The organism is Pseudomonas sp. TAE6080 (genome assembly GCF_018732265.1).
GTDB lineage: Bacteria > Pseudomonadota > Gammaproteobacteria > Pseudomonadales > Pseudomonadaceae > Aquipseudomonas > Aquipseudomonas brenneri.
The window spans coordinates 23,961-38,943 of record NZ_JAHIDY010000015.1 but is presented as its reverse complement, the minus strand read 5'-3'; the positions used below and the strand labels follow the sequence as shown (position 1 = coordinate 38,943).

14 protein-coding genes are annotated in these 14,983 nt (G+C 60.6%); 7 read left to right on the top strand and 7 right to left on the bottom strand.

Going from position 1 to position 14,983, the window contains the following annotated elements; all coding sequences use genetic code 11:
- The first annotated feature begins 18 nt into the window (after nt 1-18).
- The 6 genes from pqqF to pqqE all read left to right on the top strand — a co-directional run bounded on the left by pqqF (nt 19) and on the right by pqqE (nt 5,907).
- Nucleotides 19-2,418: a pyrroloquinoline quinone biosynthesis protein PqqF gene (pqqF, locus tag KL786_RS13405; protein WP_215517917.1), complete on the top strand. Its 2,400-nt coding sequence runs from the start codon at nt 19-21 to the stop codon at nt 2,416-2,418.
- A 162-nt stretch (nt 2,419-2,580) separates the two neighbouring features.
- Complete coding sequence (gene pqqA, locus KL786_RS13400; protein WP_003194766.1) at nt 2,581-2,655, top strand: pyrroloquinoline quinone precursor peptide PqqA; 75 nt, start codon at nt 2,581-2,583, stop codon at nt 2,653-2,655.
- A 75-nt stretch (nt 2,656-2,730) separates the two neighbouring features.
- Nucleotides 2,731-3,642, top strand: coding sequence for a pyrroloquinoline quinone biosynthesis protein PqqB (pqqB, locus tag KL786_RS13395; protein WP_215517916.1), 912 nt, complete (start codon nt 2,731-2,733; stop codon nt 3,640-3,642).
- A 108-nt stretch (nt 3,643-3,750) separates the two neighbouring features.
- Nucleotides 3,751-4,503, top strand: a complete 753-nt coding sequence (gene pqqC / locus KL786_RS13390; RefSeq protein WP_215517915.1) for a pyrroloquinoline-quinone synthase PqqC — start codon at nt 3,751-3,753, stop codon at nt 4,501-4,503.
- Nucleotides 4,500-4,775: a pyrroloquinoline quinone biosynthesis peptide chaperone PqqD gene (gene pqqD / locus KL786_RS13385; protein WP_032858571.1), complete on the top strand. Its 276-nt coding sequence runs from the start codon at nt 4,500-4,502 to the stop codon at nt 4,773-4,775. Before pqqC ends, pqqD begins: the two co-directional genes overlap by 4 nt.
- Nucleotides 4,747-5,907: a pyrroloquinoline quinone biosynthesis protein PqqE gene (pqqE, locus tag KL786_RS13380; protein WP_215517914.1), complete on the top strand. Its 1,161-nt coding sequence runs from the start codon at nt 4,747-4,749 to the stop codon at nt 5,905-5,907. The genes pqqD and pqqE overlap by 29 nt, the downstream gene beginning before the upstream one ends.
- A gap of 4 nt (nt 5,908-5,911) precedes the next feature.
- Here the strand turns inward: pqqE and KL786_RS13375 are convergent, their stop codons facing one another.
- The 4 genes from KL786_RS13375 to KL786_RS13360 all read right to left on the bottom strand — a co-directional run bounded on the left by KL786_RS13375 (nt 5,912) and on the right by KL786_RS13360 (nt 8,352).
- Nucleotides 5,912-6,070 (bottom strand): YqaE/Pmp3 family membrane protein, encoded by a 159-nt coding sequence (locus KL786_RS13375; RefSeq protein ID WP_032858573.1) that lies wholly within the window; start codon nt 6,068-6,070, stop codon nt 5,912-5,914.
- Nucleotides 6,071-6,168: 98 nt separating this feature from the next.
- Nucleotides 6,169-6,489, bottom strand: coding sequence for a helix-turn-helix domain-containing protein (locus KL786_RS13370; RefSeq protein WP_215517913.1), 321 nt, complete (start codon nt 6,487-6,489; stop codon nt 6,169-6,171).
- On the bottom strand, nt 6,473-6,838 hold the full coding sequence (locus KL786_RS13365) for a type II toxin-antitoxin system RelE/ParE family toxin (protein WP_215517912.1): 366 nt from the start codon (nt 6,836-6,838) through the stop codon (nt 6,473-6,475). The genes KL786_RS13370 and KL786_RS13365 overlap by 17 nt, the downstream gene beginning before the upstream one ends.
- Nucleotides 6,839-7,071: 233 nt before the next feature.
- Complete coding sequence (locus KL786_RS13360) at nt 7,072-8,352, bottom strand: aspartate aminotransferase family protein (RefSeq protein ID WP_215517911.1); 1,281 nt, start codon at nt 8,350-8,352, stop codon at nt 7,072-7,074.
- Between the two features lie 206 nt (nt 8,353-8,558).
- On the opposite strand from KL786_RS13360, the gene KL786_RS13355 reads away from it, so the two are divergent.
- Nucleotides 8,559-9,479 carry a LysR family transcriptional regulator gene (locus KL786_RS13355; protein WP_032858579.1) on the top strand — a complete coding sequence of 307 codons (921 nt, stop codon included), beginning with the start codon at nt 8,559-8,561 and terminating at the stop codon, nt 9,477-9,479.
- A 226-nt stretch (nt 9,480-9,705) separates the two neighbouring features.
- Here the strand turns inward: KL786_RS13355 and KL786_RS13350 are convergent, their stop codons facing one another.
- From KL786_RS13350 to KL786_RS13340, 3 genes are all read right to left on the bottom strand, one after another.
- The gene (locus tag KL786_RS13350; RefSeq protein ID WP_215517910.1) at nt 9,706-11,484 is read right to left on the bottom strand and encodes an acyl-CoA dehydrogenase C-terminal domain-containing protein; all 1,779 of its coding nucleotides are present in this window, start codon (nt 11,482-11,484) and stop codon (nt 9,706-9,708) included.
- Between the two features lie 142 nt (nt 11,485-11,626).
- On the bottom strand, nt 11,627-13,411 hold the full coding sequence (locus KL786_RS13345) for an acyl-CoA dehydrogenase C-terminal domain-containing protein (RefSeq protein ID WP_215517909.1): 1,785 nt from the start codon (nt 13,409-13,411) through the stop codon (nt 11,627-11,629).
- Between the two features lie 90 nt (nt 13,412-13,501).
- Complete coding sequence (locus tag KL786_RS13340; RefSeq protein ID WP_215517908.1) at nt 13,502-14,794, bottom strand: GGDEF domain-containing protein; 1,293 nt, start codon at nt 14,792-14,794, stop codon at nt 13,502-13,504.
- Nucleotides 14,795-14,983: the final 189 nt, after the last annotated feature.

The following is a 14,983-nucleotide window of genomic DNA, read 5'->3' as shown; positions in this document are numbered from 1 at the left end:
TACGTTCTGGAAGTGTCCATGCCTGTGCCGGCCCACCCTCATCACCTGCAACTGACCCTGGCCAACGGCCTGCGGGTTTCCCTGCGTCATGCCCCACATCTGAAGCGCTGTGCAGCAGCCTTGCGGGTAGCGGCCGGCAGCCATGACGTGCCGCTGGCCTGGCCGGGGCTCGCGCACTTTCTGGAGCACCTGCTGTTTCTTGGCACCGAGGCTTTTCCTGCATCTGATGGCTTGATGGCCTACGTGCAGCGCCATGGTGGGCAGGTCAACGCCAGCACCGGCGAGCGCAACACTGACTTTTTCTTCGAAGTGCCCACGCAGGTTTTGGGCGAAGCACTGCAACGCCTGGCCGATATGCTCGCTCAGCCGCACCTGGCCATGGACGATCAACTGCGCGAGCGTGAAGTGCTGCAGGCAGAGTTTGTCGCCTGGTCCCAGGATGCCGAGGCACAACATCAGGTTGCGCTACTCGAAGGCCTCGCTGCCGGGCATCCGCTACGGGGTTTCCATGCAGGCAATCGCGACAGCCTGCCGGTTCCACACGAGGACTTTCAACAAGGGTTGCACACGTTTTACCAAGGTTTTTATCAAACCGGGCAGATGACCTTGAGCCTTGCCGGCCCACAGCCGCTGGAGGCGTTGCAAGCCCTGGCCCAGCGCTTTGGCGACAGCCTGCGCCCAGGGCCGCTGCGCCCACAGCAAGCACCACCGGCATTGATGAGCGGTGATAAACACCATTACTCACACCTCGAAAAAAACCGCTTGCATCACATCATTGCCTGCAACACGCCCCGTGAAGCATTGCAGTTCCTTTGCACCTGGCTCAATGCTGCGGCGCCGGGCGGTTTGCTTGCCGATTTGAAAGCCCGCGGATGGGCGAATGCGTTGCACGCCAAGGTGCTGTATGAGTTTGCCGGGCAGGCACTGCTGGATATTGAGTTCTCCCTGGGGCCCAAAGGGGCGCAACAAGCCCCGGCAATCGAAGCACTGTTGAATGACTGGCTGAGCTTTTTTGCTCACAGCGATTGGACTGCGCTGCGTGCAGAGTACGCCCTGTTGGTCGCCCGCCAGCAGCAAACCCGGGGCGCCCTGGCCCTGGCACGACAGGAAACGCCGCAGTTGTGCGAAGAGCATTGCCAGGCCCTTCAGGCGATGCTGGATGCACAGCACCTGACGCCCACCGAACAAGCCTGGAAGTTGCCGCCAGCCAATCCATTCCTGCAACAGGCCGCCAAAGAGCAACGCCCCGGACTGATTCGCGGCCAGACCAGCGCCCATCGCGGGTTACGGACCTTCGCCCAGGATCGCTCCCGTGGCAGACGGGACCTGCCAGCCCTGGAATTCAGCCAGGCGCTGCCAGCCGATAACGATGAAGGCGCCCTGTACCTGCGCTGGCAGTTCGACTTACCCGAGCATGGAGCGTTTTTCCCACGCTTGGCCAGCAGCCTCCAGCCGCTGCGAGAAAACGCCCGCCAGGCCGGCGTGGAAATTTCCTTCGAGGCCATAGGCAATGGCTGGCTCCTGAAGATGACCGGGCTGCATGAGCCCATGCCACTCATCGTCGAACAACTGGCACGCGACCTGGCTCAACCCGACGCGAGCCTTTGGCAAGAAACGCCTGCCAGCCCGGCGCCACAGATGGCCATTCGCGAACTGCTCAAGGCATTGCCGGCCTGCACTGCGAACACCGGGCTCATCGCTGATCTCAACGTGTTACCCGACCTGTGGGCCACCGCCCACTGGCAAGGCCTGGGCATCGGCCTGCCGGCTGCCTGTGAAATGGCGATCAAAAGTGCGGCGGCACGCCTGCCCGGGCAATGCGTCGACGTTGAACACAAGACCCAGCCCATCAACGGCCAACATCGCTGGCAAACAGTAAACACCGCTGGCGATGAAGCCGCCTTGCTGCTGTTCTGCCCGGCACCGAGCCAGTCTCTCGCCGACGAGGCTGACTGGCGATTGCTCGCCCATCTGGCCCAGACCCCGTTCTACCAGCGCCTGCGCGTCGAGCTGCAAGTGGGCTACGCCGTATTCAGCGGTATCCGACAGCTCAATGGGCAAACCGGCTTGCTGTTTGGCGTACAGTCGCCCAGCGTGGCGTTTGAGGGGCTGCTCACTCACATCCAGGCCTTCCTCATGCAACTGCCAGCCTTGATCAATGGCAACGAGGACTTGGGCAACGCAGCCCTGGCCGAGCAGTTTTCGCCACACGCACTGCCGATACCCCAAGCCGCCGAATGGCTCTGGCAGGCCCGCCTGGCAGGGCATGGCGCGGACTATCTTGAGCAGTTGCAACAGTTGATCCAGACCCGCACACGCCAGCAGTTGATCAACGCGGCGCAACAACTCAACCACGCCGCCGGCGGCTGGCTCTGCCTGGCCAATGGGGCTGCGGTGGGCGATCCCTGGCCGTTATGAGCTGATCGTTGCTGATGCTGCAACAGGCTTTTTCCACCAAGACAGCGCTAGCTCGACGAGAAATGAGTAATATTCCCACACACATCTGAACATCTCCGCCTGGAGGTGGACTATATGTATTACTTGGTAGTAAACGTCCCATCCCTTCGTAGGAGTATGAATATGACTTGGTCCAAACCTGCTTACACTGATCTGCGTATCGGTTTTGAAGTCACCATGTACTTCGCCAGCCGCTGATTGCTTTTGTATTGCAATGCAACGCCTCGGCTCGCCGGGGCGTTTTTATTTTGAGTCTTGTGTGAAGGAGCGGCGATGTTTGTCCAGATTCTAGGTTCGGCTGCCGGTGGTGGGTTCCCACAGTGGAACTGCAACTGCGTGAACTGCGCTGGCTTTCGCGACGGCAGCCTGCGCGCCCAGGCGCGCACCCAATCGTCCATCGCCCTGTCCGACGATGGCGTGAATTGGGTGCTGTGCAACGCCTCGCCGGATATCCGCACCCAATTGCAGGGCTTTGCGCCGATGCAACCGGGCCGGGCCCTGCGCGATACCGGGATTAGCGCAATCATCCTGATGGACAGCCAGATCGACCACACCACCGGCCTGCTCAGCCTGCGCGAAGGCTGCCCGCATCAAGTGTGGTGCACCGACATGGTCCATGAAGACCTGAGCACCGGCTTCCCGTTGTTCACCATGCTGACCCACTGGAATGGTGGCCTGGATTGGCAGCGCATCGAGCTGGATACCAGTTTCACCGTCCCTGCCTGCCCCAACCTGCGCTTCACCCCGCTGCCCCTGCGCAGCGCCGCGCCACCCTACTCGCCCCATCGGTTCGACCCGCACCCCGGTGACAATATCGGCTTGATCGTCGAAGACCTGCGCACCGGCGGCAAGCTGTTCTATGCCCCCGGCCTGGGCAAGGTCGACGCGCCGCTGCTGGAGATCATGGCAGGCAGCGATTGCCTGCTGGTCGACGGCACGATGTGGGATGACGATGAAATGCAACGGCGTGGCGTCGGCACCCGCACCGGCCGCGAAATGGGCCACCTGGCACAGAACGGCCCCGGCGGCATGCTGCAAGTGCTGGAGCAATTGCCCAAGCAGCGCAAGGTACTTATCCATATCAACAACACCAACCCGATCCTCGACGAAGACTCGCCTGAACGGGCCGAGTTGGCGCGGCGCAATGTAGAAGTAGCCTACGACGGCATGAGCATCAAACTGTAGGAGCGAGCTTGCTCGCGAAAAACGCAAGAGCAACGCACTTATCCACAATGCCCACGTCATCGTTAACGACCATCGCGAGCAAGCTTGCTCCTACAACGGAGAGCCCCAATGACCGATACACCGCTGACCCCCGCCGAGTTTGAACAGGCCTTGCGAGCCAAAGGCGCCTTCTACCATATCCATCACCCCTACCACGTGGCGATGTATGAAGGCCGCGCGACCCGCGAGCAGATTCAGGGCTGGGTCGCCAACCGGTTCTACTACCAGGTGAATATCCCACTGAAGGACGCCGCGATCCTGGCCAACTGCCCGGACCGGGAAATCCGCCGCGAGTGGATCCAGCGCCTGCTCGATCATGACGGCGCCCCCGGCGAAGACGGTGGCATCGAAGCCTGGCTGCGCCTGGGCCAGGCGGTGGGCCTGGACCCGGATCAACTGCGCTCCCAGGAGCTGGTGCTGCCCGGCGTGCGGTTTGCCGTCGATGCCTACGTCAACTTCGCCCGCCGGGCCAGTTGGCAAGAGGCCGCCAGTAGCTCGCTGACCGAGCTGTTTGCCCCACAGATCCACCAATCGCGCCTCGACAGCTGGCCCCAGCATTACCCGTGGATCGATCCTGCCGGCTATGAGTATTTCCGCACCCGCCTGGGCCAGGCCCGTCGGGATGTCGAGCACGGGCTGGCGATCACGCTTGCGCACTACACCCGCCGCGCCGGCCAGGAGCGGATGCTGGAGATTCTCCAGTTCAAACTCGACATTCTTTGGAGCATGCTCGATGCCATGAGCATGGCCTACGAACTGAACCGCCCGCCTTATCACAGCGTGACCGCGCAACGGGTCTGGCATAAAGGGATCACCCTATGAGTTTCGACCGCAGCAAAAAACCGACCTGGCGCCAGGGCTACCGCTACCAGTACGAGCCGGCGCAGAAGGGCCATGTGTTGCTGTACCCAGAAGGCATGATCAAGCTCAACGACAGTGCCGCGTTGATTGGTGGCTTGATCGACGGAGAGCGCAGTGTGGCGGCCATCATTGGCGAGCTGGAACAGCAATTCCCCGGCGTACCCGAACTCGGTGAAGACATCGAGCAATTCATGGAGGTGGCGCGTGCAGAGCACTGGATCGAACTTGCCTGAGCTGCCGCCCAAGCCCGAGATTGGCCTGCCGTTATGGTTGCTTGCCGAGCTGACCTATCGCTGCCCGTTGCAGTGCCCTTATTGCTCCAACCCGCTGGACTTCGCCGAGCAGGGCAAGGAGTTGAGCACCGAACAATGGATCAAGGTGTTTCGCGAGGCCCGGGAAATGGGCGCGGCACAACTGGGGTTTTCCGGCGGTGAGCCGCTGGTGCGCCAGGACCTCGCCGAACTGATCGGCGAAGCGCGCAAGCTGGGGTTCTATACCAACCTGATCACCTCCGGTATCGGCCTGACCGAGCAAAAAATCAGCGACTTCAAGAAGGCGGGCCTGGACCATATCCAGATCAGCTTCCAGGCCAGCGACGAACAGGTGAACAACCTGCTGGCCGGCTCCAAAAAGGCTTTCGCGCAGAAGCTGGAAATGGCCCGGGCGGTCAAAGCCCATGGCTATCCGATGGTGCTGAATTTCGTTACCCACAGACACAATATCGACAAGATCGATCGCATCATCGAGCTGTGTATCGCCCTTGAAGCAGACTTTGTCGAACTCGCTACCTGCCAGTTCTACGGCTGGGCGCAACTCAATCGCGTTGGCCTACTGCCAACCCAGGAGCAACTGACCCGCGCCGAACGCATCACCAACGAATACCGCGCCAAGCTGGAAGCCGAAGGGCATCCGTGCAAGCTGATTTTCGTCACGCCGGACTACTACGAGGAACGCCCGAAGGCCTGCATGAATGGTTGGGGCAGTATCTTTCTGACAGTCACACCAGACGGCACCGCCCTACCCTGTCACGGCGCCCGACAAATGCCGGTGCAGTTTCCCAATGTGCGCGATCACAGCATGCAGCACATCTGGTACGACTCGTTTGGCTTCAACCGCTTTCGTGGTTATGACTGGATGCCCGAGCCCTGCCGCTCGTGCGACGAGAAGGAAAAGGACTTCGGCGGCTGTCGCTGCCAGGCGTTCATGCTCACAGGGGATGCCAGCAATGCTGACCCGGTGTGCAGCAAATCCGCCGACCACGGCATCATCCTTAATGCCCGTCTTGAAGCCGAACACGCCACGCAGACCATCGAGCAACTGGCTTTTCGCAATGAGCGAAACTCCCGGCTGATCGCCAAAGGCTGAGCGATCAGCGCTTGGCGATGATGTACACCGCATGCACGATGCCTGGGATGTAGCCGCACAGGGTCAACAGAAGATTCAGCCAGAACGCGCCGGCGAAACCCACTTGCAAGAACACACCCAGTGGCGGCACCAGAATGGCGATGATGATACGAATGATATCCATGGGTTCAGCTCCGAAAAATCGGCTCGTGTGAGCCGTACAGCTAATCGACCCTGGGCGTGCGCGAGGGTTCAGTAGAATCTGGCACGGGGCCATCTTCCTCAGGCAAGGATGTCCAGCCCATGCTTTTGTACGATGCTCAACAACTTGAGCGCCATGCCACTGGGCTGCTTCTCACCGGACTCCCATTGCTTGACTGTCGAGGCGCTGGTGTTCAGGTAACGGGCGAACACCGGTTGGCTGACATGACTGCGCTCACGCAGCTGCTTGATCTGGTCGGCAGGTATCTGCGCTGGGACAGGCGCCAGGCACATCTCGTCGAACTCACGCAGGGTGGTCTTGCTGATGGCACCGATCGAGTGCAGTGCGCTGGCCGATTGGTGAACGGACTCCAGCGCTTGGCTTTCATATTTTTTGGTCATGATGTATCTCCACAAACTCCTTGAGATCCAATAATTGCTGGATCTGTATTTCGTTTAAGCCTTCATAGGCCTTTGCCAACGCCCGAAACCCAGTCAATTCCTTGTGACTGATATTGCTTTGATCTTGCTTGGCGAACAGAAACTGGTAAACCCAGTAATGCCTACCCTTCGCCAGGACGATAGAGCGATGCCGGTTGTGATTGAGGCGTTTCTTCCAGACTCCACCGCCCAGATTGTCCGCCTGGCCCCTGAGCATTTCACCAAATGCCTCTCCTAATTCCGAATCGCAGATCCAGGCCTTGCTGGCGGCATCAGCAAAATGCCGGCTTTTGAACAGTCGTAGCTTCATAGGCATCCATTCCCCACAAACATACCACCCAGTGGTACAGATTAGAAATAGGGTTCACAAAAATTCTTTGCGCCCTACCGGCACTCCCTACCGGGGCCCGCTAAAAAGCCATTTTTCTCGATGAGCCTCAAGCATCCTTTTCAATCCAGAAATGACACACAAAAAAACGCCCCCAGCCAAAAGAATCAAGCTGGAGGCGCCGCGTATACCGCGAGACGGTTCAGGAAAAAGGGTTAAACGGCGATGCCCTTGCGGCATTGCAGTTGGGCGCTGTGCACGCGGGAGAATGCGCGAGCCAGGCGCAGTAGCATTTCGTCGATATTGCTCTTGCTTAACGTCAGTGCCGGGGTAAAGCGCAGGCAGTTGGGTTGTGGGGCATTGAGGATAAGGCCCTCATAAAGCGCCGCCTTTACCACCGCATCTGCCGAATCATCTGACAAGGTCAGGCCCAACAACAGACCCTGCCCTCGCAGCTCACCCTGGCCGTAGCGGTGGGCAAGGCGCGCCAGGCCTTCGCCCAGGTACTGGCCGGTATCACGCACATGTTCGAGGAAGTCGTGGCTCAGCGCGCTTTCGAGCACGGCTACTCCAGCAGCAGCCATCAGGGCATTGCCATGATGGGTACCTTCCAGCTCACCCAGTTCAAAGCAGCAGGCCTTGCCGCGAGCCAGCAGCGCAGCCAATGGCACCCCGCCGCCCAACCCCTTGCCCAGGGCGACGATGTCGGCGCGCACGCCGTAGCGTTGTTCTGCCAGCAAGGTGCCGCAGCGGCCCATCCCGGTCTGCACCTCGTCGAGAATCAACAGAATGCCCAACTCCCGGCATAACCGCTCAACCCCCTTGAGGTAATGCTCGGTGGCCGGGATGACACCGGCTTCGCCCTGGATCGGCTCCAGCATGATCGCCACGGTTTGCGCATCGACTGCGGCATGCAAGGCGGGCAGATCGTTGAACGGCACATGGCAAAAGCCCGGCAGTTGCGGTTCGAAACGATTGTCACCAGCCCCCGCCGAGGCCGCCAGTGTGGTCAGGCTGCGGCCATGGCAGGCGTTGCTCGCGGTGATGATTCGATAGGCGCCGCCCCGGTGCACTTGCCCCCACTTGCGCGCCAACTTGATGGCCGCCTCGCAGGCTTCTGCACCGCTGTTGAGCAGGTAGGCCTGGTCGCTGCCAGTGCTGTGGCACAGGCGTTCCACCAGGTTCAATTGGCTGCGGTTGTGCAGCCCTATGCCGGGGTTGATCAGCGCCTGCGCCTGGTCGGCCAATGCGCGCACCAGTACCGAAGGGCTGTGGCCGAGGCTGTTGGCAGCGCCGCCCTGGGTAAAGTCCAGGTAGGCACGGTCTTCGCTGTCCCACAGCCAGGAACCCTGGCCACGTACGAAAACCTGCGGCGGACGAGCCACGGTCGGCATCAGGGATTGGCTGGAAAGCTCATCGCGCAACATCGGGGGTTTCGTGTCCAGTAGCAAATCATCCAGGCTCGGTGCCGGGCGGCGCAGGTTGAACAGGTTCATGCCTGCACACCTCGCAGGTTGTTGGCAACCTCAGGTTGGCGGGAGCTCGGCCAGTGGTTTTTTGCCTTGCCTATGTAAACACCATCGCTGTAAACGGTATTCATCGCGCGTCTTGGCCCTGTAAGCCCTTTGAATAGGCGCTAGACTAGGCGCCTTGAGGGCGTACAGCCATTTCGATTTTCCAGCTTTTTCGATAAGCATTACTTATGGATTTCAAGCAACTGCGTTATTTCGTCGCGGTGTACGAAGAAGGCCATGTCGGCCGGGCCGCAGAGCGCCTGTCGATCTCCCAGCCGGCGCTGTCACAGCAGATCCGCCAGCTAGAGCAGCACCTGGACGTGAGCTTGTTCGAGCGCAGCAGCAAGCGCCTGCTGCCGACCCTGGCCGCCCACACGTTGTACAACCACGCCCTGCCGTTGCTCGATGGCATGCAGCAAGCCGTCGAGGCCCTGCGACACTTCAAGGGCCAGGCGCTGCGCACCCTGGCCATCGGCGTGCTGCAAACCGTGCATACCAGCCTGGTGCCGCAGATGCTCGAACGTGTGCGTAAAGCCCAGCCACACCTGGTGGTGCAGATCTACGAACTGACGGGCCTGGAGATCGAACGCCGCCTGCTCAATGGTTCTCTGGACATTGGCATCAGTTACCTACCCGCGCGCCAGCCCGGTCTGCACGGCGTATTGCTGTATGAAGATGAACTGAAAGTGGTCATCCCGGCTGACCATCCTTTGCGTGAATTCAAGAAGGTTTCCCTCAAGCAAGCGGCGGAGTTGCCCATGCTGTTGCTGGGGGAAGAGTTCCAGGTCAGGCAGATCTGGCAGGCGCAGTTGGCGAACCTGGGGCGCCGGCCACAGGTCCAGGCGGAACTGAACACCATGGTGGGGATTCTCGACAGCCTGCCCCATACCCGACTGGCGACGGTTCTGCCCGGCCGCTCACAGGACGAACACAGCAGCCAGGCGCTCCTGTGGAAACCCTTGAGTGAGCCACGGGTACCGCTGAAGGTCGGGTTGGTGTGCCGGGATATACAAAGGCAGCAGGCAACGCTTGAACTACTGCGCACCTTGCTCGAAGACGTGATGAATGGCCCGCATGGGCCGGCGGCCACGGTAGACGGGCTGGCCTGAACTTTTTCGCGGGCAATAAGAAAACCCCGCCGAAGCGGGGCTTTGCAGACTGTTTCCCTGACATCCATTTCACTCCGCCATCCTGGCAGAATCCTACGTGTCCCTGTTGTTGCTTTGCGCTTCCTGCGCGACGTCCATGTGAAGTAGATTAGCTGTGGATCCAATCTGGCGATAGAGGACGATTAGCAGCACGTCATGTAAGAGAATGCTTACACGCCCTCCCCGCTTAGAACTGTGCTTCGTCCAGCAAGAACAGCGATTCACTACCGGCCTTCACCGAGGCGCTCAGGGAGTGAATTCGCGGTAGCAGGCGGGCAAAGTAGAAGCGCGCCGTCCCCAGTTTGCTGGCGTAGAAATCTTCCTCGGTTTCTTTACCCAAGGCCGCCTTGGCCATCAGTGCCCACATGTAGGCGTAGGCCATGTAGCCAAAGGCGTGCAGATACTCCACCGAGGCCGCGCCGATTTCATTCGGGTTGGTCTTGGCGCGATCCAGCACCCAGGCGGTCAAGGTATCGAGCTCATCGACGGCAACACCCAGCGGTTGGGTGAACTCAACCAAGTCACTGCTAGCAGTGGCGATGAAATGGCGGATCTCATCGGCGAACAGCGTATAGAACGCCCCGCCGCTGCCGACGATCTTGCGCCCCATCAAGTCCAGCGCCTGGATGCCGTTGGTGCCTTCGTAGATCTGGGTGATACGCACATCACGGACCAACTGCTCCTGGCCCCACTCGCGAATATAGCCATGGCCGCCAAAAATCTGCTGGCCGTGCACGGTGGTTTCCAGGCCCAGGTCCGTGAGGAACGCCTTGGAAACCGGGGTCAGCAGCGCCACCAGGTCATCCGCGCGCTTGCGGGTCGCGGCGTCTTCGCTGAACTTGGCGGTGTCCAGTTGCATCGCCACATAAGTGGAGAACGCACGACCGCCTTCGTTCGCCGCCTTCATGGTCAGCAACATGCGCCGCACATCAGGGTGGTTGATGATTGGGTCGGCGATCTTGTCCTTGGCCTTCGGGCCAGTCGGCGAGCGGCTTTGCAGGCGATCACGCGCGTATTCCACAGCGTTCTGGTAAGAGCGCTCGCCGGTCGCCAGCCCCTGGATGCCGACGCCCAGGCGCTCGTAGTTCATCATCGTGAACATCGCCGCCAGGCCACGGTTCGGCTCGCCCACCAGGTAGCCGACGGCTTCGTCGAAGTTCATCACACAGGTGGCGGAGGCCTGGATGCCCATCTTGTGTTCGATCGAACCACAGGTCACCGGGTTGCGTGCGCCCAGGCTGCCATCGGCATTGACCATGAACTTGGGCACCAGGAACAGCGAGATGCCCTTGGGCCCCGCTGGAGCGTCCGGCAACTTGGCCAGCACCAGGTGGATGATGTTTTCGGTGAGATCGTGTTCGCCACCGGTGATAAAGATCTTGGTCCCGCTGACCTTGTAGGAACCGTCCGCCTGGGGCTCAGCCTTGGTACGAATAATCCCCAGGTCGGTGCCGGCATGGGGCTCGGTCAGGCACATGGAACCGGCCCACACACCCGAGTACATATTCGGCAGGTAGGTGGCTTTCAGTTCGTCGCTGGCGTGAGTATTGATCGACACACAGGCGCCGGACGTCAGCATCGGGTACAGGCCAAACGCCAGGCCCGATGAGTTGATCATTTCTTCAACCTGGGCCGACACGGCCTTGGGCATGCCCATGCCGCCGTAGGCCGGATCGCCACCTACGCCCACCCAGCCACCTTCGGCATAGGTCTTGTAGGCTTCGGGGAAGCCGGCCGGGGTGGTGACCACGCCGTTGTCCCAGCGGCAACCTTCCTCGTCACCGTTGCGACTCAACGGGGCGATGGTCTTGGCCGTGACTTTGCCAGCCTCTTCAAGGATTGCCTCGACGGTTTGGGCGTCGACGGTCTCGGCCAGGGCCGGCAATTGCGCCCACAGCTTGGCAACCTCGAATACTTCGTTGAGGACGAAGCGCATATCGCGCAGCGGCGCTTTGTAGTCAGCCATGGCAAACCTCGTAGGAACGTTAAAAGTGATTCGGTAGGATCGGTTTCACAGACCCTGAGTGTAACCGAACAACTTTTGTGACACATAGGGTCTGCTTGTGACCGACAAGTATTTTTCAGTCACACAACCCTCATTCCTACGGTTACAGGGCGAACATCTCGGCAGGCAGATTCATCAAGCAATCACTGCCCGCCTCCACCGCCGCACGATGGGCGCTGGTGCGCGGCAACAGACGCTTGAAGTAAAACTCGCAGGTCGCCAACTTGCCACGGGCGTAGTCCGCATCGCCTTGGCCTGCATCCAGCTGCGCCTGGGCCACCAGCGCCATGCGCAGCCACAGGTAGGCATGGATGATGTAGCCGCTGTACATCAAGTAATCCAGGGCCGCAGCGCCGACTTCATCGGGGTTTTTCATCGCGGCCATGCCGACCTTGGTCGTCAACTCGCCCCATTGCTGGTTCAACTCATTGAGTTGCGCGACCTGGGCCTTGAGTTGTGGGTGCTCGGCATTCGCCGCACAAAACTTATGCACGATTTTGGTAAAGCCGCGCAGTAACTTGCCTTGGCTGCCCAGCACCTTGCGCCCCAGCAAATCCAGGGCCTGGATGCCGTTGGTGCCTTCATAGATCGGTGCGATCCGGCAGTCGCGCACCAACTGTTCCATGCCCCATTCGCGGATAAACCCGTGGCCGCCAAACACCTGCATACCGTGGTTGGTCACCTCCAGCCCGGTTTCGGTCATAAAGGCTTTGCAGATCGGGGTGAGGAGCGCCAACAGATCCTCAGCCTGCTGGCGCTGCTGCGGGTCGTCGCTCAGGTGTGCGGTGTCCAGCAGTTGCGCGGTGAAGTAAGTCAGGGCGCGGTTACCTTCATTGAAGGCTTTCATGGTCAGCAACATGCGCCGCACATCAGGATGCACGATGATCGGGTCCGCCGGCTTATCCGGAGCCTTGGCGCCGGTCAGGGCGCGCATCTGCAGACGGTCGTTGGCGTACTTGATCGCGCCCTGGAAGCTCGCTTCACCCAGGCACAACCCCTGCATGCCCGTGCCCAGGCGCGCATGGTTCATCATGGTGAACATGCAGTTCAGGCCCTTGTTGGCCTCACCGATCAGGTAGCCCTCGGCACCATCGAAGTTCAGCACGCAGGTGGCCGAGGCCTTGATCCCCATCTTGTGCTCGATGGAGCCGCAACTGACCCCATTGCGCGCCCCGGAACCGGCAAGGAACTTGGGTACGATAAACAGCGAAATACCCTTGGTGCCAGCAGGCGCGTCCGGCAACTTGGCCAACACCAGGTGGATGATGTTTTCACTCATGTCGTGCTCGCCGGCAGAGATGAAGATCTTGCTACCGGTCACCGCATAGCTGCCGTTTGCCTGGGGCACGGCGCGGGTCTTGATGATGCCAAGGTCGGTGCCACAGTGGGCTTCGGTCAGGCACATGGTGCCCGTCCACTGGCCGGCGGTGAGTTTGCTCAGGTAGGTGTCTTTCTGCTCTGCGGTGCCGTGGGCGTGAATCGCCGACATGGCACCGTGGGTCAGACCGGGGTACATGCCCCAGGAGGTGTTGCTGGAGCCGATCATCTCGCTGAGCACCAAGCCCAGGGAAGACGGCAGACCTTGGCCGCCGTAGGCCGGATCCGCCGCCAGGCCATGCCAGCCGCCCTCGACGTATTGCGCGAAGGCTTCCTTGAAACCTTTGGGCGTGGTCACTACGCCATTGTCAAAATGGCAGCCCTCTTCATCACCTGGGCGGTTCAACGGGGCCAGCACGTTTTCGCAGAACCGGGCGCCCTCTTCGAGGATCGCGCTGACCATATCCGGGCTGGCCTCGGTGGCCCCCAGGGCAGCGTAATGAGCAGGGAAGTCAAACACGTGATCGATCAAAAAGCGCATGTCGCGCAGGGGAGCTTTATAGGCAGGCATGGTGATGTCTCCGGCGGCAGATGGCTTCAACCTACTGCTGCCGATGCCCCTGGACAATCACTGTACAGGCGCTGAATACACCGCCATCACTCAACCGGCAGCGCCCTGCATACGCACCGCGCCACGGCGGTTCTGGCCGGCGGCCACCACGCAGTTACGCCCGGCGCCCTTGGCGTTGTACAGCGCCTGGTCAGCAGACTTGAGCACTTCTTCCGGGGTGCGTTGCTCGGCCTGGCGCTCGGCGACGCCGATGCTCACGGTCACCGACACGCTGGAATCACCGCCACCCGAACGGCGCTGACGCCCCTGGTGATCGTCCTGGGGGCGGCTGTCCTGGTTGCGCAACTTGATGTGGTAATTGGCGATGATCTCGCGGATTGCTTCCAGGTGCGGCAGGCATTCATCCAGGGTCTTGCCGGCAAACACTACGGCAAACTCTTCTCCGCCATACCGATAGGCCCGGCCACCGCCACTGACTTTCGACAGCTTGCTGGCCACCAACCGCAGCACTTGGTCACCGACGTCGTGGCCGTGGGTGTCGTTGAAACGCTTGAAGTGATCGACGTCGCTCATCGCCAGCACATAGTTGCGCCCCAGGCGCTGCATGCGTTCGTTGAGGGCGCGGCGCCCCGGCAGGCCGGTGAGTTCATCGCGAAAGGCCATCTGATAGGCCTCATGGGCCACACCCGCGGCGATCATCAACATCACCTGGCTGCACATGATGTTCAGGGTGAACGGCAGGATAAAAGTCTGCGGCAACATCCAGAACATCCCCAGCAACCCCACCAACTGCGCGGCATGCAACGGCCGAGGCTCACGCCAGTACTGCGCTGCCAGTGCGACAAAACCCAGCAGGAACATCGGGTACGACAGTTGGATCAGACTCATCCACGCCCCATGCAACGCCGGCCAGCGAATCTCCGCCAGCCAGTTGAGCAACGGCCCCGGATAACTCTGCTCCAGGCCCAGGGCCACGCTGCCTACGGCAAGCAGCACCGCGCAGCGTGCGACAAAGTCGCGGAACAGGTGAGTCTTCTCCTGCCAGAGTGCATAGATGCTGAACAGCATCGGCAACAGCAGGCACACCAGATGGAATACCACGGCGGCGTCTTCACGCACGCGGCCATGGTCGCGGTAGAAATCCGTCTGGGTATCCAGCAAGAAGTAGGCGACGTACACGGTAATCATCAGGAACAGCTCACGCTGCCTGCGGTACACCGCGCAATAGGCTCCGCCCAGCAGCAACACCAGGGTCGGCAGGACGTTGAACAAGGAGGTGAAAAAGACGTTGAGGTCCTTGACGTAAGCAGCCGACAACCCCGCCAGCAATAACAGCAACGATGGTAGGAAATGACTGAAACGTACAGCAGACGCGCGCGACAAGGGTAAAGCTCCGACCCACAAAAAAAGATGGCACAGTGCCTTCACTGCTCACAGTTAAGCACATTCAATGTGACCTGCATCACATTGCCATCACTGTAACGGCAGCAAGGCGCAATCCCTGAGCGCGCCACTCAGGTTTTTTCACCCGCCTACAAAAAAGCCGCCGCTCCCGAAAGAGCGGCGGCTTGG